Genomic DNA, 20,828 nt, shown 5'->3' on the forward strand with positions numbered 1-20,828 from the left:
CAGTTCCAAGCGTCGGCGTGCCTCATTCATGTCCCCGCCGGCGCCTGCGCTACGTCCACCACGTGCCGATCCTGTCCGACCGTAATCACGATCGTATAGCTCTTCTTCCCGCCAGCCTGATCGGTCGGCGGCGCCAGATGCAACTGCCCGCCATACCATTCGCCGGGCATGAGCGTGTTGTCCTTGATGACCGTCTGCTCGAGCATGGCCATGTTGCGTTGTCCCGTTTCGATGGTGGCGGCGAACATAGCTTCGTTCTGAATGGCGGCGCTGTTCTGCGCGATCACAGCGGCTGTCGGGCTGTAGAACGTACCTGTGCGACCGCTTGGTGTCGTATAGGTGCCATGACCTGCCTGAGAGGCGCTGTAGGCGTTCGCAGCACCGGCAACACCAGTCAGAATGGCTGCTGCCACCTGCCGGTTCTTTTCTTCCTGCTGCAGCATTTCGAACGTGACGATCTGCATCCCGAAATCGGAGCCGCCGACGTGCTGGACGGCTTCCACCTGGGCTACGCGAAATTCCGTCGGCTGCTTGCCAATGTTGTTGATGCCGACGACAAACACCGGGCGTCCGTTCGCCTGCAGTTGGCGCGATGCCGGGCGGACCAGCACCAGCGAACTCTTCTGGCGTGAGACAAGCGCCGGTTGCCCGTCGCGCATCATCGCCTGTTGCTGTGGATTGGAAGCGCGAAACGCTATTGTTTCGCCGTTTGAAACGCAGCCGCCCAACGCGGCGCAAAGCGCCACGATTCCGAAATTACGCATGACATCAGCCCCCAGACCCGTCGCCATACAAGAGCAACCGGAGGACGTGGGCAAGCGCGCATGCGCGGGAATGCACACCGTGGAAGTACGGTGTGATTTTAGAACGAAGTAAGACGTGGATGGCCGGGACGAGCCCGGCCATGACGAGGAGAGAGTGCGTGCGTGTGCTCAAACAAAAACGGCCGGGTCTTCCGACCCGGCCGCTCCAAACTTCGATCCGCCGATTTCGCCTTGGACTCAGCTCGCCTTCTTCACGAACGCGGGCTTGCCGACCTTCTTCTCGATCGCGCGCTTCAGTTCGAGGGCGCGGGGGGAGAGGACGTCGGCCTTGGCCTTCAGGAGGTAGGCATCGAGGCCGCCATTGTGGTCGACGCTCTTGAGCGCATTGGTCGAGACGCGCAGGCGCACGTTGCGGCCGAGCGCGTCCGAGATGAAGGTGACGTTGGCCAGGTTCGGCAGGAAGCGCCGCTTGGTCTTGATGTTGGAGTGGCTCACCTTGTGGCCCACCTGGGGGCCCTTGGCCGTCAGTTCGCAGCGCCGGGACATTCCGAAAAATCCTCTTCCATCCCCTTCTCAAGGCCAAGCCGCTTCTCGCGGGCGCCGCGGGGGTCCAAAATCGCGTCCATTCCAGGAACCGCGGACGTATAGGGGGAGACGGCCACGGGGTCAAGGTTGTTGGGTTGGTAAAGTCAACTGTAACGGCTGGTTTACCAGGGGTTCCAGCCACTTAAGGGACCATATAAAGGGCGTAATCCGCGTCGACACCATGGCTTTCGAAAAAGAACCGGCCCCAAGCCCCCGCAAGCGGTGGGAGGCCAGGGAGAGGTCGGGTAGAGGCGTGGTTTTCGCGATAACCCGCGTTGTTTGCCGGATATTTTTGCCTAAATGAACATCAGCTCGCGCCGATCCCGGGATTATTCATTCGTGACTGCCAGATGCGCCGTTTCGCGCCAAACTCTCTCCGCCAGGCTCGGCCTCGTCGTCGGCCTGTGCGCCGCTGCGTGGAGCTTACTCGCGCCGCAGACAGCTTCCGCGCAGGGGCGGTTGGACGCGCATTATGAGGCGACGCTGGCGGGCATCCCCGTCGGCAAGGGAAGCTGGACCATCGAAATCGGCGACGATGTGTTTTCGGCCTCCGCGCAGGGCGGCACGGCCGGGCTGTTGAAGGCGTTTTCCGGCGGCACTGGTTCCGGCGCCAGCCAGGGCCGCATCGTGAACGGCGCGCTGGTGGCGAACGCCTATACCGCGACCACCACCACGCAGAAGAAATCCGAGACTATCCGGATTTCGCTGGCCAATGGCGGCGTGAAGGATTTTTCGATCGACCCGGCGCCGCCGGTCGATCCCGGCCGCATTCCCGTCACCGACGCGCACCGCAAAAGCGTGCTCGATCCCATGACGGGCTCACTGCTGCGCGTGCCCGGCAATGGCGAAGTGCTGGCGCCGGATTCCTGCCGCACCGGAGCCGGGATTTTCGACGGACGCATGCGCTACGATCTCAAGCTCGATTACAAGCGCATGGAAACGGTCAAAGCCGAAAAGGGCTATCACGGGCCGGCGCTGGTCTGCGCGATCTATTTCAACCCGGTCGCGGGCTACATCCCCGATCGCCCCGTGATCAAATATCTCGCGAACGAACGGCGGATCGAGATTACGTTTGTGCCGATTGCGGGGACGCGCGTCTTGGTTCCCTTCCGCATGACGATCCCGACGCCGTTCGGCTTGGCGATGCTGGAAGCGACGTCGTTCGTGACATCAGCCATGCCGCCACGGGTGGCGAAGACGAATTGAGGCTTTACCGTCGTCCCTGCGAAACGCAGGGACCCATACGCCGCGGCCGTGTTAATTGAGGGACTCGGAGTTGCAGCCGGCGCGAACATGAGCGCTTGTGGTTATGGGTCCCTGCGTTCGCAGGGACGACGGGAGAGCTGAATCCGCCTTGACTCTTCCTCACTTCTGATTCGACTCCGTCGCCCTGATCTTTTTAAGAAATTAGTCCCGAAACCGTCGCTTGTGGAGCCGCCGTAAACTTGATCTAGTGTCGCCGGGTGCGCTTCAGCGCGAGATGTTGCGGTGAACGTATCGGGTCTCGGGAGGAGTCAGCGATTCGGACGCGATTCGTTCCAGACTCGTTCCAGAGCTTAAGCCGCGACCGCATCACCGTCGCAAAGTGAAACAGAATCGGCGCAGTTGGTGCCAAACGAAAGAGAAACTCCGCGTTTTTCCGTCATTGCGAGGAGCGAAGCGACGAAGCAATCCATACCTCCACACGTGTGGCGCTATGGATTGCTTCGCGGAGCCTGTCATCCGGCGGCGCTTTGCGCCGACCGGGTGGCTCGCAATGACGGGTTGGGCGCTCGCACCTAAATAAGAAACACCTGCACAGAATGGCTTTCTCTCCTTCCAAGTTCGCGAACGATCGCGCGCCCGGGGCGGGCGTCACCGCCGTGCTCGGGCCGACCAATACCGGCAAGACGCATCTGGCCATCGAGCGGATGCTGGGGCACTCGTCCGGCGTGATCGGGCTGCCGCTGCGGCTTTTGGCGCGCGAGGTCTACAACAAGATCGCCGATCGCGCTGGGACTGAGGCGGTTGCGCTTGTCACGGGTGAAGAGAAGATCAAGCCGAAGAACCCGCGCTACTGGGTCTCCACCGTCGAGGCGATGCCCAGGGATCTCGACGTCTCGTTTCTCGCCGTCGACGAAATCCAGATCGCGGCCGATCTCGAGCGCGGGCACGTCTTCACTGATCGCATCCTGCACCGTCGCGGCCGCGACGAGACGCTGCTGTTAGGGGCCGCCACCATGCGGCCGATCATCGAGCGGCTGCTGCCGGGCGCTTCCATCGTCACGCGTCCGAGGCTCTCGCAGCTCGAATTCGCCGGCGACCGCAAGATCACGCGCCAGCCGCGCCGCACCGCGATCGTCGCGTTCTCGGCCGATGAAGTCTACGCGATCGCCGAATTGATCCGCCGCCAGCATGGCGGCGCGGCCGTCGTGCTTGGCTCGCTCTCGCCACGCACGCGAAACGCGCAAGTCGCGATGTTCCAGAACGGTGACGTCGATTATCTCGTCGCCACCGACGCCGTCGGCATGGGGCTGAACCTCGACGTCGACCACGTCGCCTTTGCCTCCGACCGCAAGTATGACGGCTATCAGTTCCGCAGGCTCAATCCGGCCGAGTTCGCGCAGATCGCCGGCCGCGCCGGGCGCGCGACGCGCAACGGCACCTTCGGCACCACGGGGCGCTGTGCACCGTTCGAGCCGGAACTGGTGAACGCGCTGCAGAACCACACGTTCGACACCGTCAAAATGCTGCAATGGCGGAATTCGAGGCTGGATTTCTCCTCGCTCGGCGCGCTGCAGGTGTCGCTGGCGCTGCCGCCCGGGCATGACGCCTTGACCCGCGCGCCGATTGCCGAAGATCTGCGCGTGCTCGATCATGCGGCGCGCGACGGCGAGGTGAGGGACATGGCCCACGGCGCACCAGCCGTGGAACGGCTGTGGGACGCCTGCCAGATCCCGGATTACCGCAAGATCGCGCCCGCTGCCCACGCCGAGCTCGTGACCACGCTTTATGCATTCCTGATGAAGAAAGGTCGGATACCCGACGCATGGTTTGCCGCCCAGGTCGACCAGGCCGACCGCGTTACCGGCGATATCGACACGCTGTCGGGCCGGATCGCGCAAATCCGCACCTGGACCTTCGTCGCCAACCGGCCGGACTGGCTGTCCGACCCCGACCACTGGCAGGGGATCACCCGTGAGGTGGAAAATAAATTATCCGATGCGCTGCATGAACGCCTTACGGAGCGTTTCGTTGACCGGCGGACCAGTGTATTGATGCGCCGCCTGCGGGAGAACTCAGTTTTGAATACGGAAATTGGCAAGACCGGCGAAGTGATTGTGGAAGGCCACGCGATCGGCCGGCTCGATGGATTCACCTTTGCACCCGATGCGGCGGAAGCCGGCTCGGACGCGAAAGCGCTGCAGGCGGCCGCCCAGCAGGTGCTGGCGAGCGAGATAAACGCGCGCGCGGAAAAGCTCTCGGCCGCGCCCGACGACCAGTTCGTGCTGACTTCCGACGGCACCATCCGCTGGACCGGCGATGCGGTCGCAAAACTCGTCGCGGCTGACGATGCGCTGCATCCGCGCATCCGCATCATTTCCGATGAGCGCCTCTCCGGCGCGCCGCGCGAGGCCGTGCAAGCGCGGCTCGATCTGTGGCTGAAGACGCATATCGAAAAGCTGTTGGGGCCGCTGTTCGGGCTGTCGAAGGCCGAGGACATCACGGGTATTGCGCGCGGCATCGCATTCCAGCTCGTCGAAGCGCTCGGTGTGCTGGAGCGCTCGAAGATCGCGAGCGAGATGAAGGATCTCGACCAGGCCTCGCGCGCGACGTTGCGAAAGTACGGCGTGCGGTTCGGCGCCTATCACATCTATTTCCCGGGGCTCTTGAAGCCCGCGGCGCGCGCGTTGGCCTCGCTGTTGTGGGCCGAGAAGCAGGACAATGTCGATATGTCCGCGCTGTCAGGCGCGCAGCATCTGGCGAGCTCGGGGCGCACCTCGTTCCCGGTCGACAAGGCGTTACCGCGCGATGCCTATCGCGTGCTCGGCTACCGCCAGTGCGGCGAGCGTGCAGTGCGCGTCGACATCCTGGAGCGTCTCGCCGATCTCATTCGTCCCGCTTTGGCGTGGCGCGAGACGTCGCCGGGCGAAAAGCCCGCCGGCGCGTTCGACGGCCGCGGCTTTGTGGTGACGCAGGCGATGACCTCGCTGACGGGATCCGCAGGAGAGGATTTCGCCTCGATCCTGCGCGCGCTCGGCTACCGCATGGACCGCCGCCCGCAGCTCGCCCCGAAGCCCGCGCCCGAGGCCGTCGTCGAGACGGTCTCCGCCGAAACGCCGCCGGTCGAGGCGAGCGCTGAGACGACTGCTGATGCGCCGGCGGAAGAAGTCGCGGCCGAAGTGCCCGTCAGCGGCGCGCCCGCGCCGTCGTCGGCCTCGCTGCTGCCGGATGTGACCCCGGTGGCCGCCGAACAACCCGCTGCTGCGGTGGAAGCTGCGCCCGCCGAGACCACACCGGCGGAAGCCGCGATCGCGGATGCGCCTCCGGAACAGGAGACGCCGGAAGCGGTCAGCGCCGCGGAAGCGGCAGCCGAACCCGAAACCGCGAGCGAAGCGCCTGCCGAAGCCGAAGCGCCTGCCGAAGCCGCTCCGGTCGAAGCTCCGGCAGCCGAAGCCAAGTCCGAGACACCGGCAGAGCCTGCACTCGTCGAAGTCTGGCGGCCCGGCGGCCGTTCCGACGAGCGCCGTCCGCATCACGACCGCAGCCGCCAGCGCCATCGCGCGGGCGAAGGTGCGCAGGCCGCTGCCGGAGAAGGCGAGGGCGCGCAGCGCGAGCAGCGCCATCGCCGTGGCCGTCGCCACGAGTTCAGAAAGCCGCGCGAGGGCGCACCGGCCGATGCTACGGCAGCGCCGCCCGCAGAAGGCGCGCCCGCGGCAGAAGCGCGTCCGGACCGTCCGCCGCGCGAGCGTTTTGAGAGCAAGGGCCGCGACCGCGAGGAGCGCCGCGACAAATTCGATCGCAACAAGGGCGAGCGCAAGGGTGGCCGCGACAAGGGCGAGCGCGGCGGCCGTGATTTCGGCGGACGCGACAAGGGCGGCCGCGACAAGCGTGACTCTGGCCCCTCGCACCGTCAATGGGCGACGAGCGCGAGCCCACGCGACCGCGACCGGCCGGTCGATCCGAATTCACCGTTCGCAAAGCTGGCGGCGCTGAAGGAGCAACTCGCCGGCCGTAAGGAATAGCCAAAGCGTTTTCAAGCGAAGTGGGTACGCGGTCCAAGAAAACGCGTGAAGAATAAACTACGAGAGATTAGTTGGAGCGGCAGCGTCTCGACAAATGGCTGTGGCATGCGCGGGTGGTGAGGGCCCGCACCTCGGCTGCCGCCCTCGTCGAGGCCGGTCACGTCCGCATCAACGGCGTGCGTGAGATGGCGCCGGGACATTCGGTGAAGGTCGGCGATGTCTTGACGATCGGGCTCGACCGCACTGTGCGCATCCTGAAAGTGGTGGGATTTTCCGAGCGGCGCGGCGACGCTGCGGCGGCGCGCGTGCTCTACGATGATTTGCAGAACGACAAACAATAACTATCTGGAAAGGGCACGCAGGGACGCCTGAAAAACGGCCGCTAGAGGCCGCTGCTTCCCTTGCGGCAGCGCACCGCATGCGCTACGCAAACCCCGGAAAACTGATCCGTTTCGGAGCGTTGGATGACTTACGTCGTCACTGAAGCCTGCATCAAGTGCAAATATACCGACTGCGTTGAGGTTTGCCCCGTCGACTGCTTCTACGAGGGCGAGAACATGCTGGTCATCCATCCCGACGAATGCATCGACTGTGGCGTCTGCGAACCCGAATGTCCGGCGGATGCCATCAAGCCCGACACCGAGCCGGGCCTCGAGAAGTGGCTCGAGGTCAACACCGAGTACGCCAAGAGCTGGCCCAACATCACCCAGAAGAAGGACGCCCCGCCGGACGCGAAAGAATTCGAAGGTGTCGAGGGCAAGTTCGAGAAATATTTTTCCAAGGAACCCGGTAGCGGCGATTAAGCCTGTGGATAAGTTGCGGGTTCGTCGAGCCTGATTTTAGCCCCAATCTGAACCGAACGCGGTGAGCGGATTTAACCCTGTTAGCGGTCTTATGACGGAAACCGCCCCGTAAGGGCCCGGAACCCGGCGTAAATCATTGATTTTTGCGGAAAATGTGCTATATTCGGCAGATAAAAGCCGATCCCGGCCATGCGTATCCTGTGGCCCCGGTGGGTTTTCGTAAAAACATCGAACAGGGGCGTGGCAGTTCCGCGCGCAGGCTGTGTCACAGAAAACGCGTAAAAAGAGTGCTTCCAAGACGACGAAAAAAGCCGCTCCGGCCAGCCGCAGCGCAACCAAAGGCCGTGCCAAGGCGCCCATGAAGGACGCCAAGAAGGTTTCGGCCACAAAGTCCTCAAAGAACAAAAGAAGCGCAATGCCAGAAAAGACTGCCAAGACCGCCGCGAAAGCGACGGGTTCGAAGACCACTGCGTCGAAAGTTGCTGCCAAGCATCCCGTCAAGACCCCTGTGAAGGCTGCTCCTCCGAAAGCCGCCGCGCCGAAGGCTGCTGCCAAGCCGGTTGCCGCCGCGCCGCGCGTCGAGGAACCGAAGAAGGTCGTGACCCAGCGTCAGGGCTTCAAGGCCAATGAATTCGTGGTCTATCCGGCTCACGGCGTCGGCCAGATCCTGGCCATCGAGGAGCAGGAGATCGCGGGCGCCAAGCTCGAGCTGTTCGTGATCAATTTCATGAAGGACAAGATGACGCTCCGCGTGCCGACCGCCAAGGTCGCCAATGTCGGCATGCGCAAGCTGTCCGAGCCGGCGCTGGTCAAGAAGGCCCTCGAAACCCTGAAAGGTCGTGCGCGCGTCAAACGCACGATGTGGTCGCGCCGGGCGCAGGAATACGAAGCGAAGATCAATTCGGGCGACATCGTCGCGATCGCCGAAGTGGTCCGCGACCTCTACCGCTCGGAATCGCAGCCCGAGCAGTCCTACTCGGAACGCCAGCTCTATGAAGCGGCGCTCGATCGGCTGTCACGCGAAATCGCGGTCGTGCAGCATTCGACCGAGACCGAAGCGGTCAAGGAAATCGAAAGCCAGCTCGCCAAGAGCCCGCGCCGCGGCGCCAAGGCCGAAGCCACCGAAGCTGATACTGAGGCCGACGAGGCGGATGTCGACGCCGACGGCGACGACGCCGCCGTGGCGGACGAAGCTGCCTGAAAGAATCCCAGGGATTGAAACGAAAAGCCCGGTCGAAAGACCGGGCTTTTTGTTTGGCTGCATTGCTATAGCGAGCGATTGCCGTCGCCCCTGCGAAAGCAGGGGCCCATACGCCGCGGTCGGCGGAATGGGCACTCGGGGCGACGGCTGCGCCTCAGCAATGTAGGCCGTGGTTATGGGTCCCTGCGTTCGCATGCGTTCGCAGGGACGACAGGACAGAGGCGAGAACCTCTGAACGTGTCGCCACTGCGGAAAGCAGGGGCCCATAACCACAGGGCGGCGTTGTTGAGGCAACGGCGACAAGTCGCTTGTGCGGGACGACAAGAGGCAGAATAGGCTAAACCTTGCAGTCACTTACGCGGAAAGTGGCCCAATTTTCGACTTTTTGTGACCAGAATCGGGGGAGAACCTCCCAGCCACATCCAGATCTACCGCAAGGGGGATTCGATGAAAGGGCAGGTTCAGTCAGTCTTTCTCGCCATTGTCATGGCCGCGCTGCTTCCGATCAGCGCGCCGGCCGCGCAGGTCAGGGAATGCAGCGCCGCGGTGCCGTCAAGCGCGCAAGGGCATTGGTCCTGGCGCCTGATCGACGGCCGCAAATGCTGGTACGCCGGCAGGACCGTGATTTCGAAATCGTTGTTGCGGTGGCCTGCCGCGGCGCCTGCACCCGCGCAAGCGAAGGCCGAGGCCGAGCCGGTAAGCATCGTCACAGAGAAGCGCAGCGAGCCCATGGATGCGCAGGCGCGGATGCTTGACGATGACAATAGTTTTGAGTCGCGGTGGCGTTCGCGCGTGACTATCGAGTAGCGTCGGGAGAGATCGCCGCGAAAGCAGGGCCCCATAACCACAGGGCGATGTTGCTGCGTTAGGGCGTTTGGCGGATTGCGCTATTACAGCGACCGCGGCGTATGGGTCCCCGCGCCCGGTACGCAATTGCGCACTAGGCGGGGGACGACGACGCAGCGGCGTGCTTCCCCACTCAATCCACCACGATCTTCACGCGATCGCGCGGCTTGACCTGGGCGTGCTGGTCGAGGCCGTTGAGGATGCGGAAGCGCTCGGTGGGGCGGTCGACGCCGGTCATGCGGTGGGACAGCGATTCCACGGTGTCGCCGGGCTGCACGGTGATGACCTTGATACGCAATGGGCGCGCGGCCTGGATTTCTTCCAGCGTCAGGCGGCGGAACGAGTTGACGGTCTCGCGCGCATTTCGTTCGCTTTCGGTATTGCGCTGCTTGGCGGCGAAGATGAAGCGGTAGACGTCGCTGCCGTAACGTAGCGCATAGACCTTGAACTGCCACTGATCGCCATTCGCCGACGCCGCAGCCACCGGGAAACCGTTGATCATCAGGTCTTCGGTCGAGCCCTTGTCGACACCTTCCATCCAGCCGGAATTGAGGTAATCGGCGAGCGACTGTTCGGCCGGCACGCGCACCACGTCGAAGCGCATCGCCTGCGTGCCGCCCTCGCGCACGCCGATCACGGCCTGCGCAGTGTTGTCGAGCGTGAACGTCTCGGGCGCCTGGAAGGTGAAGCCGAGTTTCGGATGCAGGAAGCGACGCCCGCGCACAAAGCCCTCGCTGGGGTCCTCGCCATAGACGATGTTGTCGATGGCGGCGAGATAGGTCTCGCGGTCGCGCTCGCCGCTCTGCGGCGAGGTGTATTGCCGCGCGCTGGCCTGCGCGTTCTGCACGCGCTCAGGCGTTGCCGGATGCGAGGACAGAAAGTCCTGCGCGCGCGGATCGAGCGAGGTCTTGCCGGCCTTCAGCGCCGCATTGCGCTCCATCGCGGCGAGGAAGCGCGCCGCGCCATAGGGATCGAAGCGGGCGCGGGCCGAAATGCCGACGCCGATGCCATCGGCCTCGAACTCCTGCTGCCGCGAGAAGCTCGCCATCGTCAGCTTGGTTTTCGCCAGCGCCAGCGCGGTCAGATCCGGATCGTTGCTCATGTCGGTGACGACGCGCGTCACCACCGCCGCCTGCCGTGCCTGATCTTCCCGGATCGAGGCGTGCTTTGCGATGACATGTGCCATCTCGTGGCTCAGCACCGAGGACAGTTCCGAGGTGTCGCTGGCGAGCGCCACCAGCCCGCGCGTCACATAGAGTTGGCCGGTCGGCAGCGCGAAGGCGTTGACCGCGCCGGAATTGAGGATGGTCACCCGGTAGGCCTGGTCCGGACGGTCGGACGCCGCCACCAGCCGGTCGACCGTCTTGCCGATCAGGGTTGCGAGTTTCGGATCGTCATAGGCGCCGCCATAGGAGGCCAGAATGCGCTCGTGCTCGCGCTCGCTCGCCGGTGTCTGTGCGACAGTGCGGCTCGGCTTCGGCGCGGGCACCGTCGGTGCGGCGGTCTCGATCTTCCCGAGATTTCCACAGGAAGAAAGGATCAGCGCCACGCACAACAGCGCCGGCGCAGCCAGAAGGCGGCAGCCCGTGTTTCCTTCGCGCCGTTCTGCACGATGCGTCAAATCAGCCACTAAGATCACGATCCGACCGGGATCCTTGATCTCATCCCCTCTTGTTTGCGCGTGATCCCAGCGAAGACCGATGCCAGCCCTCGAATCAAACGCTATTTCCCGCCCACCACCTCAATCTGCCCCACCCGAAGCAACTCAATTCGCGGTCCTCCCCGCGACGAGACAACGCCGCGGACACGAATCCGTCGATTTTCGAGCAACTTAGGTCCAAGGCCGGCGCTCTCGAACGCCGGTATGATGCGCCTTGAAATAGTCGCAGCAAAGTCCCGTGTCCAGTTCCGCCCGAAATTCAGGTAGGTCATTGCCCCCGCCTGCCGAACGGACAGCACTTTGCCCTCGACCACCGTAAAGTGCCCAATCGCGGCCAGAATATCGCCCGGACTTTCCGTGTTTTTTATGGCAGTTGAACTTGCCCAGATTCCCAATTTGGCATTTCTCGCCACGCCCTCGGCGGCGGACAGCGCTGCAGCGCAATTTTTGTCGGATATATCGCTCGAAACCAGGGCCTCGCCGCGGCGTAGCAGCTCGCTTTGCACCGATTGTTCCGAACCGGTCACGAACACAAAGGCCGACTGCCGGCCGTACCGATCCGGCGTGTCATCCTCGCCATGCAGGGTCACGTCGCGGCCGGTGATGATAGCCGACAATGCGGCCCTGCCGCTGGCCGTGTCGGTTCCCGCGCGCTCGATGCCGGCGAGGCGGATTTCCCGGCCGTCCTCGAGGCGAAAGCCGCGCGCATCGACCACGGCAGCGACGCGCCCTTCGCCCTGCCGCTCCAATACGCAGTCGGCGGCGTCGGCCTCGCCGGTGGACGCCAGCGCGAGAAACAATGCGGCGGATGCCGTAAGCGCAGCGCTGTAACGCAATGCCGGACCGGTCATAACGCTGCTCTCTGTCCCGCTCGTTCCTGTATGCTCGATCAATGACAGCAATACTACCTGAGATTGCCAGGTAGGGGGAGACAATGGAAGTCAACGGCATTGCCCATATTTTTCTCACCGCCTCGAATTACGAACGCTCCCGCGATTTCTATCGCAAGCTGCTGCCGTTTCTCGGCTTGAAGCCGGTCATCGATAGCGAGACGACCTACTACTGCGTCGGCGGCCGCACCGCGGTCGGCATCAGCGCGCCGTCGCCAGAGCACGAGGGCGCTGCCTTCGAACAGCAGCGCGTCGCCCTGCACCACCTCTGCTTCCGCGCCCGCGAACGCGCCGATGTCGATGAGTTGCACGGCTTCCTGAAGACGCTCGGCGCCAAGATCATCCGTGCGCCGCGCGAAGACCAATGGGCGCCAGGCTATTATTCGATCCTGTTCGAGGATCCCGATGGCATCCGGCTCGAGCTCAATCACGTGCCGGGCAAGGGGTTGTTGGCATGAGTGGCGTTCCCCGGATGCTGCGCAGTGCGCCGCATCAGCGGCGTAATGCGCTGCTGATCCGGAGTCCATGTTGCGGCGGTAGGTCCCGGCTCTGCGGTGCGCCGTCAAGAGACGCTGCACCGCGTCCGGGACACGAGCGTTTCGATACGCGGCCGTAGGATGGGTGCGCTGCGCTCCACCCATCCTAGGACTATCGCTAAAGAAAGATGTTCCAGATGGCGATGCGTGCGTCGCTCAGGCGCCCATCGGCATCGAAGTCCAGGTATACGATCCACTGTTTGGATCCAAAGCCGTTGGGCGACATCGTTTGGCATGTGAGGACGGGCCCGACGATGCCCTGGCAATTAAGTGTCTCTTTGCGAAGCACGGCGATGGCGGCCTCCCTGTCCGTTCCCAGCGGGACAATCTTCAAAAATGCTTCGCGTGCCGGTACAGAGTTATTCGTGCTCTCCTTTTCTGCGGCGCGCATTTCACCAAGCAGGCGATGATCTCGATAAAATTCATCGGCTTTGGCGGTCTCGTACCAAATCCAGAGCCATAGGGTGATGTACATTGCGGCCGGAATGGCCGCTAGCGCCAAGCAGACAAGCAGCGCTATTTTCAGAAATTTGCGCAAACGGAGCGATGATGGGTATCGAAGCGAACCCACCATGTCGCCGCGCAGGAAATTGATGGGTTTCGCTTCCGCCTTCGCTCGTTGAGCTACGGCGGACAAGTCGCTCTACCCGTCCTACGAGATCATTCCGCTTAGCGGAAATCGCGACGGAATCCGCTTCCCCGCATGCCTTGCCGCTCATGAACCCATGCGGCATGATCGCGCCGAAAACTTTTAAAGCCGCAGGCAATGCGGCGCGTGAGCAGGGAGGACTCCGTGAAGAGAGCAACAGCAAGCATTGTCGCCGCTGCGCTGGCGATGTCGGCGGGCGCGGCAATGGCGCAAAGCAAGCCGCCGCTCAAGCTCGGCGGCATTCTCGACATGTCCGGGCTTTACGCAGACATCACCGGTTCGGGTTCGGAGACCGCGGCGAAGATGGCGGTGGAGGATTTTGGCGGCGAGGTGCTGGGGCGCAAGGTCGAGATCGTCGCGGCCGATCATCTCAACAAGGCCGATCTTGCCGCCAGCATCGCGCGCGACATGCTCGACAATCAGGGCGTCGAGATGCTGTACGACGTAGCGGCTTCCGCGACCGCGCTCGCCGCCGGCGAGATCGCGAAGGCGCGCAACAAGATCGTGATGTATAGCGGCCCCGCCTCGATCCGGCTGAGCAACGAGGCCTGCGGCCCCTACACCGTGCATTATTCCTACGACACGTTCGCGCAGGCCAACGTCACCGGGCTCGCCACCGTCAAGAGCGGCTTCGAGACCTGGTTCTTCCTCACCGCCGACTATGCGTTCGGCCAGGACCTGGAAAAGGACACCAGCAATGTGGTGGTGAAGGCCGGCGGCAAGGTGCTCGGCAGCGTCAAGCATCCGCTCAATACGTCGGACTTCTCCTCGTTCCTGCTGCAGGCGCAGAGCTCGAAGGCCAAGGTTGTCGGCCTCGCCAATGCCGGCGGCGACACCATCAACGCGATCAAGCAGGCGGCGGAATTCGGGCTGACCAGGAGCGGCGGACAAAAGCTCTCGCCGCTGCTCGCCTTCGTCACCGACATCGACAGCGTCGGGCTGGAGACGGCGCAGGGCCTGCTGCTTGCCGAAGCCTTTTATTGGGACCTCAACGACGACACCCGCGCGTTTTCAAAACGCTTCATGGAGCGCGTCAAGCGGCCGCCGACCGCGGCGCAGGCCAGCGTTTATTCGTCGGTCCTGCATTACCTGAAAGCGGTCAAGGCCGCGGGCACCACGGATGCGGCCGCGGTGATGAAGGTAATGAAGGAGACGCCGGTCAACGACATGTTCGCCAGGAACGGCAAAATTCGCGACGACGGCCGCATGGTGCACGACATGTATCTGTTCGAGGTCAAGAAGCCGTCAGAGTCGAAGACGCGCTGGGATTATTACAAGTTGCTGGCGACCATCCCGGGCAACGAGGCATTCCAGCCGCTGGAGGCCTCGCGCTGTCCGCTGGTGAAGAAATAAGACCGCTGCTTCCGCGTCATTGCGAGGAGCGTAAGCGACGAAGCAATCCATAGAGCGGCAAAGAAAGTATGGATTGCTTCGCTTCGCTCGCAATGACGGGGAGAGGCCGGAATTCCATCTCAACCAACGAACGAAAGCACCACCCATGAGCGCAAACGAAATGGTCCTCCAGAAGCTCGACGCTGGGCTACTCACCATCACGATGAACCGTCCCGACCGGCGCAATGCACTCAATCCGGACATGACGCGCGGATTGGTCGAAGCCGCACGGCGCGCGGCGGAGGATCACGAGGTGCGCGCGGTACTCTTGAAGGGCGCCGGCGGCATGTTCTGCGTCGGAGGTGACGTGAAATCGATGGCGGAGGGCAGGGCGCCGCTCGGCTTCGAGGCCAAGATGGCGAACTTGCGCCGCGGCATGGAAGTCTCGCGCATCCTGCACCAGATGCCGAAGCCCGTCGTGGCGCAGCTCGATGGCGCCGCCGCGGGCGCCGGTCTCTCCATCGCACTATCGTGCGACCTGCGCGTCGCCAGCGCCTCCTGCAAGATCACGACCGCGTTCGCCAAGGTCGGATTGTCAGGGGATTACGGCGGCACCTATTTCCTCACCCAGATGCTCGGAGCTGCGAAAGCGCGCGAGCTCTATCTGACCTCGCCGGTGCTGAGCGCAACGGAGGCCTACAATCTCGGCATGGTGACAAAGGTGGTGCCGGACGCCGACATCGATACGGAGGCGCATGATCTCGCGATGTCGCTGGCACAGGGGCCGTCGGTGACGCTGGGCTACATCAAGCGCAACATCAACAATGCCGAGACGATGTCGCTGGAAGCCTGTTTTGACGCCGAAGCCATCCATCATTCGCGCTCGGGCGACACCGCCGATCACAAGGAGGCGGCAAGGGCGTTTGTCGAGAAGCGCAAGCCTGTATTTCAGGGGCACTGAGATGGCCGGATATCTCAGGCTGCGGCAGATCTGCCTGGTGGCGCCGCATCTGGAGCCGGTGATCTCGGACATTTCCGAGATCATGGGCCTCAACGTCTGTTACCGCGACGGCAATGTCGCCAAGTACGGACTGGAGAACGCACTGCTACCGGTCGACACGATCCTGCTCGAAGTGGTGGCGCCGATCCAGCCGGGCACCGCGGCGGGGCGCTTCCTCGACAAGACAGGCGGCCGCGGCGGCTACATGGCGATCTTCTGCTGCAACGATCCCGACGCGCGCGGCCAGCACGCCAATGCGATCGACGTGCGCACGGCGAATGTGATCACGCACGCGCCTTATCACGGCGTGCAACTGCACCCGCGCGATTGCCGCGCCGCGTTCATCGAGTTCAATCATACCGATGGCAGCGACGACGTGCTGGGACCCTATCCGCCGGCGGGGCCGAACTGGCAGAAGGCGATCCGCAAGGACGTGACGGTGGCGCTGACGGAAGTCGAGATGCAGAGCCCGGATCCGCAAGGGTTGGCGGAGCATTGGGGGAAGATTTTGGGTCTCGCCGTCAGCAATGGGGCAGGCGGTGAGCCGGTGTTGAAACTGCCCAATGCCAGCTTCCGATTTGTGAAAGGCGCGAGCGATCTAATGAGCGGGCTGACGTTCAAAGTCGCTGATATCGCCAAGGTGCGCGACGCGGCCAAGTCGAAGGGCTGCAAGGTGTCGGGCGATGCGTTCGATCCTTGCGGCGTGATGTTCAGGCTGGTGGCGTAGCGAAATCCATCAACACGTCGTCCCTGCGAACGCAGGGACCCATAACCACCATTGCTGATGGTGAAGGAAGCCGTCTCCCGTTATGCCCTTTCCGCGGGCCGCGGCGTATGGGTCCCGGCTCAAGGCCGGGACGACGCGTTGAGAGAGCGGAGTGACGTTTCGGCTGATTTGCATGAGCGTGGATGCGGCGGTCTTGTAGCGACGAGGCTAACCTTCACCGTCGTCCCTGCGAACGCAGGGACCCATAACCACGTTGCCCATCGCGAACGAAGCCGTCTCCCCTTGTGCCCTTTCCGCGGGCCGCGGCGTATGGGTCCCGGCTCAAGGCCGGGACGACGGGGTGAGAGAGTTGTGCTAGGTCACCTTCCCTTGAAGTTCGCCGCCCTTCGCTCTGCGGTGGCTTTGACGCCTTCCTTGAAATCTTCCGTGGCGCGGAGTCTGGTCTGCTCGGCGAGCTCGTGGTTGGTGGCGGCCATGACGCGGTCGGCGAGGCCGGCGCGCATGGTGGCGCGGGTCGAGATCAGGCCGAGCGGGGAGCATTCGGCGATTTCGGCGGCAAGCTTCATGGCCTCGGCGCGGACCTGGTCCTGCGGCACGCAGACATTGGCAAGGCCCATTCGCGTGGCTTCCTCGCCGGTGATGCGGCGGCTGGTGTAGAAGATCAGTTCGGCGTTGTTGCGGCCAACGAGTTCGGGAAGCGTCGTAGTCAGGCCGAAGCCAGGATGAAAGCCGAGTTTTGTAAAGTTGGCGGCGAAGCGTGCCTCGGGGCAGGTGACGCGGAAATCGGCCGAGACGGCTAGTCCCAGGCCGCCGCCGATGGCCGCGCCATGGACGGCGGCGACGATCGGCTTCTTGTTGCGGAAGATTCGCACGGCCTGGACGTAGAGATGGTTGATCGGCAGATTGGCGGCCGGATCATTCTGCGCGCTCGCTTCCTGCTCCTGCCGCCTCGGATCGGAAAAATCCGCGCCGGCGCAGAACGCCTTGCCTTGGGCTGCGAGCACGGAGCTGCGGATTTCGATGTCGTTGTCGAACTCCTCCAGCGCATCAGCAATCTGGTTGATCAGCGAGACGTCGAAGAAGTTCAGCGGAGGTTTTCGGATCTCGATCAGGCCGACATGGCCGTGCTTCTCGACGCCGATATCAGTGTATTTGCTCATGCGGTTTCCTCGTTGAATTAGCGCAAACCTAGCCCGCGAGCGATGATGCCGCGCAGCACTTCGGTGGTGCCGCCCTGGATCGTCAGCTTGGGCGCAGTCTTGATGGCGAAGTCGAGTTGCTTTTCCAGCGTCTCGCGGTTGGTCGCGGTTTCCTCGACAAAGGCGGCGAGCTCACGCACGCGATGCGGCAATTGCTGCTCCCAGATGGTACCGATGTCTTTCACAATAGAGGCCTCGACCACCGGCTCCTTGCCGGCCTGCAGCATGCCCGCGACCGAAACCGACATGCGCCGCATCGTGTGCACCTGCGCCACCAGGCGGCCGATGCCCTCGGCGCTGCGGGTGTCCGGGTTATTGCCGACGGCGCGGACCAGCTCGGTCAGGACGTAATAGGTCTCGAGGAAACGTTCGGGGCCGGACCGCTCATAGGCAAGCTCCGAAGTCGCCTGTTTCCAGGCGCCGTCGATTTCGCCGAGCACGTGATCGTCGGGAATGAAGTGATCGGTGAACACGACCTCGTTGAATTCATACTGCCCGGTGATCTGGCCGATCGGATTCACCTGGATCCCCGGCTGCTTCATCTTGACCAGAAACTGCGTCAGGCCGTGGCGGCGGTTTTCTTTGGTCGGCGGTGACGTTCGAAAAATCGCGATCATGTAATCGGCGATATGGGCCGAAGAGGTCCAGATCTTGGTGCCGTTGATCAGATAGCCGCCGTCGGTCTTGGTCGCGCGGGTCTTTGCCGCGAACAGATCGGAGCCGGAGTTCGGCTCGCTCATGCCGATCGCAAAGCAGATCTCGCCGCGGCAGATGCGCGGCAGGATTTCCATCTTGATGTGCTCGGGTGCGTATTTCAAAAGCACCGGGCCGCTCTGGCGGTCGGCGACGAAGAAGCGCCGCGTCGGCGCATTCGCCACCCGCATTTCCTCGGTCACCACATAACGCTCGAGGAACGAGCGCTCATGGCCGCCATATTTCTTCGGCCAGGTCATGCCGAGCCAGCCGCGCGCGCCGACCTTTCGGGAAAATTCCGGCACGTCGGTATCTTCGCGGTTCGGCTTGTGCGGATCGAAGGTGCCGGCGGCGATTTCTTCCGCAAGGAAGGCGCGGACTTCCTTGCGCAACTGCTCGCATTCGCTCGGCAGGCGGATCGGATCGAAACGTAGGGCTGCAGTCATTGTTGTTCTCTATGCAGGCAAATCGAGATGATCTCAGCGCGAGGCCACGAGCGGCCACAACTCATCGGCGCCTCTTCGCGCCACGAGCTTGCCGAGCTCGACCGCCCAAAAACTCTCGGAGCCGAAATCGTCGCGCCATGCCAGTGCACGCAGCGAGTAGCGATGCAGGATGTGCTCGATGGTAAAGCCGATCGCGCCGTGCACCTGATGGGCGATGCCGCCGCCTTTTTCCGCCGCCTCCGCGCAGCGGATTTTCGCCGCCACCGCTTCGAGAAACACTTCGTCGTTGAAGGAGGTCGCGTTGGCAATAGCGTCCGCGGCCGAAGTGGCCGCGGCAAGTGCGGCCGCCGACTCGCCGGCGAGCCGCGCCAGATTGTGCTGCACCGCCTGGAATTTCGAGATCTTCTTCTCGAAGGCGACACGCTCGTTGGAATAGCGCACGGAGATATCCAGCATCGATTCCAGCGCGCCGGCGATCTGCAGGGATCGGGCCACGCCGCCCATCAGCATGAGCCGGGCCTGGTCGAAACCTGTTGGCGCCGGCTTGATCGTGACCGGCTGCACCTTGTCCAGCGTCACGACATCAGAAGGATCGCCGCCGAGATTGAGGCCGGTCTCGATCCGGCACTTGCCGCCATCGACCAATGCGACGGCGAAATCACCCTTCGCATTGCTGGCGAGCACCGCGAAGTGTTTTGCAACCTTGGCAAACGGCACGCCGCGCGCCCTGCCCGACAGGCTGCCATCGGCATTGACGGTAATCCGGTCTTTCGGGCTCGCGGGCACTACCGTCATCTCGCCGCCGGGCGAGGTGATCTTGGCCTGCGCCAACAGCCAGCCCGCCAGCATGGTTTCGGCCAGCGGCACCGCGACCGCAAAGCGCCCCGCGGCGCTCAGCACGCTAAAGCCTTCGGCAAGAGAGGCGCCCGAGCCGCCGCAATTCTCCGGCACCCAGGACAGCGGCAGGCCGGCATCGCTCAGCGCCTGCCAGAGCGGGGCTTTCCACTCGCCCTTCTGGTCGCGATTGATGGTTTGGGCGTCGGCGAGATCGGCGAAGATTTTCTCCGCGGTCTCGGCAACGATGTTCTCACTCTCCGCCACAGCGCTCCCCGATTTTGAAATTGGCATGCCAATCCCAACTGACATGGCCGGGTCGGCTGCGGTCTTTTCTTGCGCTTTATGATGGGCAAAAGCCATAGCCGTGACAAGCGCTGTCCGCAGGGCCGCATGAGGCGGCGGCATGAAGGTCGCGGCGCAAAGAATAAATTCCGCGCAACGGACTTCTTCGGATTTGCACGCCGTTGGCCGCGCGATATGGTAGCGCTCAGCCACGCCAGCGGGCGATCAAAACTTTAATTCAAGAACAACAAAGGGAATGCGGATGTCGAAGGATGGTTTGTGCGCAATTGTCACCGGTTCTGCGTCCGGCTTGGGAGCGGCGACCGCGGCCATTCTGGCAAACGGCGGCGCGCGCATCGTCGTCAACTATTCCAACAGCAAGGCGGAAGCCGAAGCGACCGCCGATCTCGGTCGCAGCGCCGGCGCCGAAGTCGTGGTGGTGCAGGGCGACGTGTCGCGCGATGAAGACTGCAGGAAGATTGCTGCCGCGGCCGTGCCGTGGGGACGCCTCGACGTGCTGGTCAACAATGCCGGCACCACCAAGCACGTGCCGCATCACGATCTCGATGGGCTTTCGGCCGAGGACTTTCAGCGCATCTATGCCGTCAACACGATCGGCCCGTTCCAGATGATCCGCGCGGCGCGCGCGCTGCTCGAAGCGGGCGCTAAAGCTTCCGGCCAGCCGTCCGCCGTGGTCAACGTGTCGTCGGTCGCCGGCATTTCCGGCGGCGGCTCGTCCGTCGCCTATGCCGCAAGCAAGGGCGCGCTCAACACCATGACGCAATCGCTGGCGCGCGCGCTGGCGCCGCTGATCCGCGTCAACACGGTATGTCCCGGCTATATCGATACGCCGTGGTTCACCAAGGGCCGCGGCGAAGCCGGCGCGAAAGCAGTGCGCGACGCTGTCGTGGCGAAGGTGCCGCTGAAGGTCGCCTCCACGGCCGAGGATATCGCGCAGCTCGTCTGCTTCCTCGCTTCGCCCGCGTCGAGCAACATGACCGGCGAGTTCGTGCGCATGGATGCGGGGATGCATCTGGTGTTGTGACGACGCATTCATCTCCGTCATGGCCGGGCTTGATCCGGCCATCCACGTCTTACTTGCTCTTTGGAGACAAAGCGCGTGGATGCCCGGGTCAAGCCCGGGCATGACGAA

19 protein-coding genes are annotated in these 20,828 nt (G+C 63.5%); 11 read left to right on the top strand and 8 right to left on the bottom strand.

All coding sequences use genetic code 11. The features are described 5' to 3' along the window. Positions 1–26: 26 nt before the first annotated feature. Positions 27–791, bottom strand: coding sequence for a hypothetical protein (locus tag V1273_RS02630; RefSeq protein ID WP_334408625.1), 765 nt, complete (start codon positions 789–791; stop codon positions 27–29). 210 nt (positions 792–1,001) lie between these two features. Continuing rightward, positions 1,002–1,310: a 50S ribosomal protein L28 gene (gene rpmB / locus V1273_RS02635; RefSeq protein WP_171579080.1), complete on the bottom strand. Its 309-nt coding sequence runs from the start codon at positions 1,308–1,310 to the stop codon at positions 1,002–1,004. A gap of 339 nt (positions 1,311–1,649) precedes the next feature. On the opposite strand from rpmB, the gene V1273_RS02640 reads away from it, so the two are divergent. The 6 genes from V1273_RS02640 to V1273_RS02665 all read left to right on the top strand — a co-directional run bounded on the left by V1273_RS02640 (position 1,650) and on the right by V1273_RS02665 (position 9,385). Beyond that, positions 1,650–2,555: a DUF3108 domain-containing protein gene (locus V1273_RS02640; protein WP_442894057.1), complete on the top strand. Its 906-nt coding sequence runs from the start codon at positions 1,650–1,652 to the stop codon at positions 2,553–2,555. Between the two features lie 596 nt (positions 2,556–3,151). Beyond that, positions 3,152–6,574 carry a helicase-related protein gene (locus V1273_RS02645; RefSeq protein ID WP_334408626.1) on the top strand — a complete coding sequence of 1,141 codons (3,423 nt, stop codon included), beginning with the start codon at positions 3,152–3,154 and terminating at the stop codon, positions 6,572–6,574. 71 nt (positions 6,575–6,645) lie between these two features. Further along, positions 6,646–6,915: an RNA-binding S4 domain-containing protein gene (locus V1273_RS02650; RefSeq protein ID WP_028347636.1), complete on the top strand. Its 270-nt coding sequence runs from the start codon at positions 6,646–6,648 to the stop codon at positions 6,913–6,915. A gap of 123 nt (positions 6,916–7,038) precedes the next feature. Next, positions 7,039–7,377 carry a ferredoxin FdxA gene (fdxA, locus tag V1273_RS02655; protein ID WP_057842040.1) on the top strand — a complete coding sequence of 113 codons (339 nt, stop codon included), beginning with the start codon at positions 7,039–7,041 and terminating at the stop codon, positions 7,375–7,377. Between the two features lie 415 nt (positions 7,378–7,792). Then, on the top strand, positions 7,793–8,578 hold the full coding sequence (locus V1273_RS02660; RefSeq protein ID WP_334366127.1) for a CarD family transcriptional regulator: 786 nt from the start codon (positions 7,793–7,795) through the stop codon (positions 8,576–8,578). A gap of 447 nt (positions 8,579–9,025) precedes the next feature. Beyond that, positions 9,026–9,385 (top strand): hypothetical protein, encoded by a 360-nt coding sequence (locus tag V1273_RS02665; protein WP_334366128.1) that lies wholly within the window; start codon positions 9,026–9,028, stop codon positions 9,383–9,385. A gap of 172 nt (positions 9,386–9,557) precedes the next feature. On the opposite strand, the gene V1273_RS02670 is transcribed toward V1273_RS02665, so the two are convergent. Together V1273_RS02670 and V1273_RS02675 are read right to left on the bottom strand one after the other, a co-directional pair. After that, positions 9,558–11,045, bottom strand: a complete 1,488-nt coding sequence (locus V1273_RS02670; RefSeq protein WP_334412156.1) for a M48 family metalloprotease — start codon at positions 11,043–11,045, stop codon at positions 9,558–9,560. Between the two features lie 101 nt (positions 11,046–11,146). After that, positions 11,147–11,935, bottom strand: coding sequence for a thermonuclease family protein (locus V1273_RS02675; protein WP_334408628.1), 789 nt, complete (start codon positions 11,933–11,935; stop codon positions 11,147–11,149). Positions 11,936–12,018: 83 nt separating this feature from the next. Here V1273_RS02675 and V1273_RS02680 point away from each other — a divergent pair, with 83 nt between their 5' ends. Then, positions 12,019–12,432, top strand: a complete 414-nt coding sequence (locus tag V1273_RS02680) for a VOC family protein (protein ID WP_334408629.1) — start codon at positions 12,019–12,021, stop codon at positions 12,430–12,432. Positions 12,433–12,628: 196 nt separating this feature from the next. Here the strand turns inward: V1273_RS02680 and V1273_RS02685 are convergent, their stop codons facing one another. After that, positions 12,629–13,147, bottom strand: coding sequence for a hypothetical protein (locus tag V1273_RS02685; RefSeq protein ID WP_334408630.1), 519 nt, complete (start codon positions 13,145–13,147; stop codon positions 12,629–12,631). A 129-nt stretch (positions 13,148–13,276) separates the two neighbouring features. Between V1273_RS02685 and V1273_RS02690 the strand changes: the two genes are divergently transcribed. The 3 genes from V1273_RS02690 (at position 13,277) to V1273_RS02700 (ending at position 16,218) form a co-directional block, all read left to right on the top strand. Beyond that, on the top strand, positions 13,277–14,512 hold the full coding sequence (locus V1273_RS02690) for an ABC transporter substrate-binding protein (protein ID WP_442894058.1): 1,236 nt from the start codon (positions 13,277–13,279) through the stop codon (positions 14,510–14,512). A gap of 145 nt (positions 14,513–14,657) precedes the next feature. Next, positions 14,658–15,452 carry an enoyl-CoA hydratase gene (locus tag V1273_RS02695; protein ID WP_334408633.1) on the top strand — a complete coding sequence of 265 codons (795 nt, stop codon included), beginning with the start codon at positions 14,658–14,660 and terminating at the stop codon, positions 15,450–15,452. 1 nt (position 15,453) lies between these two features. Beyond that, positions 15,454–16,218: a hypothetical protein gene (locus tag V1273_RS02700; RefSeq protein WP_334408635.1), complete on the top strand. Its 765-nt coding sequence runs from the start codon at positions 15,454–15,456 to the stop codon at positions 16,216–16,218. A 359-nt stretch (positions 16,219–16,577) separates the two neighbouring features. Here the strand turns inward: V1273_RS02700 and V1273_RS02705 are convergent, their stop codons facing one another. Genes V1273_RS02705 through V1273_RS02715 form a run of 3 tightly spaced genes read right to left on the bottom strand, consistent with a single transcriptional unit; the run spans position 16,578 to position 19,657 of the window. Next, entirely contained in the window at positions 16,578–17,378 is an 801-nt protein-coding gene (locus tag V1273_RS02705) for an enoyl-CoA hydratase/isomerase family protein (RefSeq protein WP_334408636.1), read from the bottom strand. A 17-nt stretch (positions 17,379–17,395) separates the two neighbouring features. Beyond that, complete coding sequence (locus tag V1273_RS02710; RefSeq protein WP_028347625.1) at positions 17,396–18,556, bottom strand: acyl-CoA dehydrogenase family protein; 1,161 nt, start codon at positions 18,554–18,556, stop codon at positions 17,396–17,398. A 33-nt stretch (positions 18,557–18,589) separates the two neighbouring features. Further along, positions 18,590–19,657 carry an acyl-CoA dehydrogenase family protein gene (locus V1273_RS02715; RefSeq protein WP_334412157.1) on the bottom strand — a complete coding sequence of 356 codons (1,068 nt, stop codon included), beginning with the start codon at positions 19,655–19,657 and terminating at the stop codon, positions 18,590–18,592. A gap of 280 nt (positions 19,658–19,937) precedes the next feature. Between V1273_RS02715 and V1273_RS02720 the strand changes: the two genes are divergently transcribed. Then, positions 19,938–20,720: an SDR family NAD(P)-dependent oxidoreductase gene (locus tag V1273_RS02720; protein WP_334408637.1), complete on the top strand. Its 783-nt coding sequence runs from the start codon at positions 19,938–19,940 to the stop codon at positions 20,718–20,720. The last annotated feature ends 108 nt before the right edge of the window (positions 20,721–20,828 follow it).

Source organism: Bradyrhizobium sp. AZCC 1721 (assembly GCF_036924715.1).
Taxonomy (GTDB): domain Bacteria; phylum Pseudomonadota; class Alphaproteobacteria; order Rhizobiales; family Xanthobacteraceae; genus Bradyrhizobium.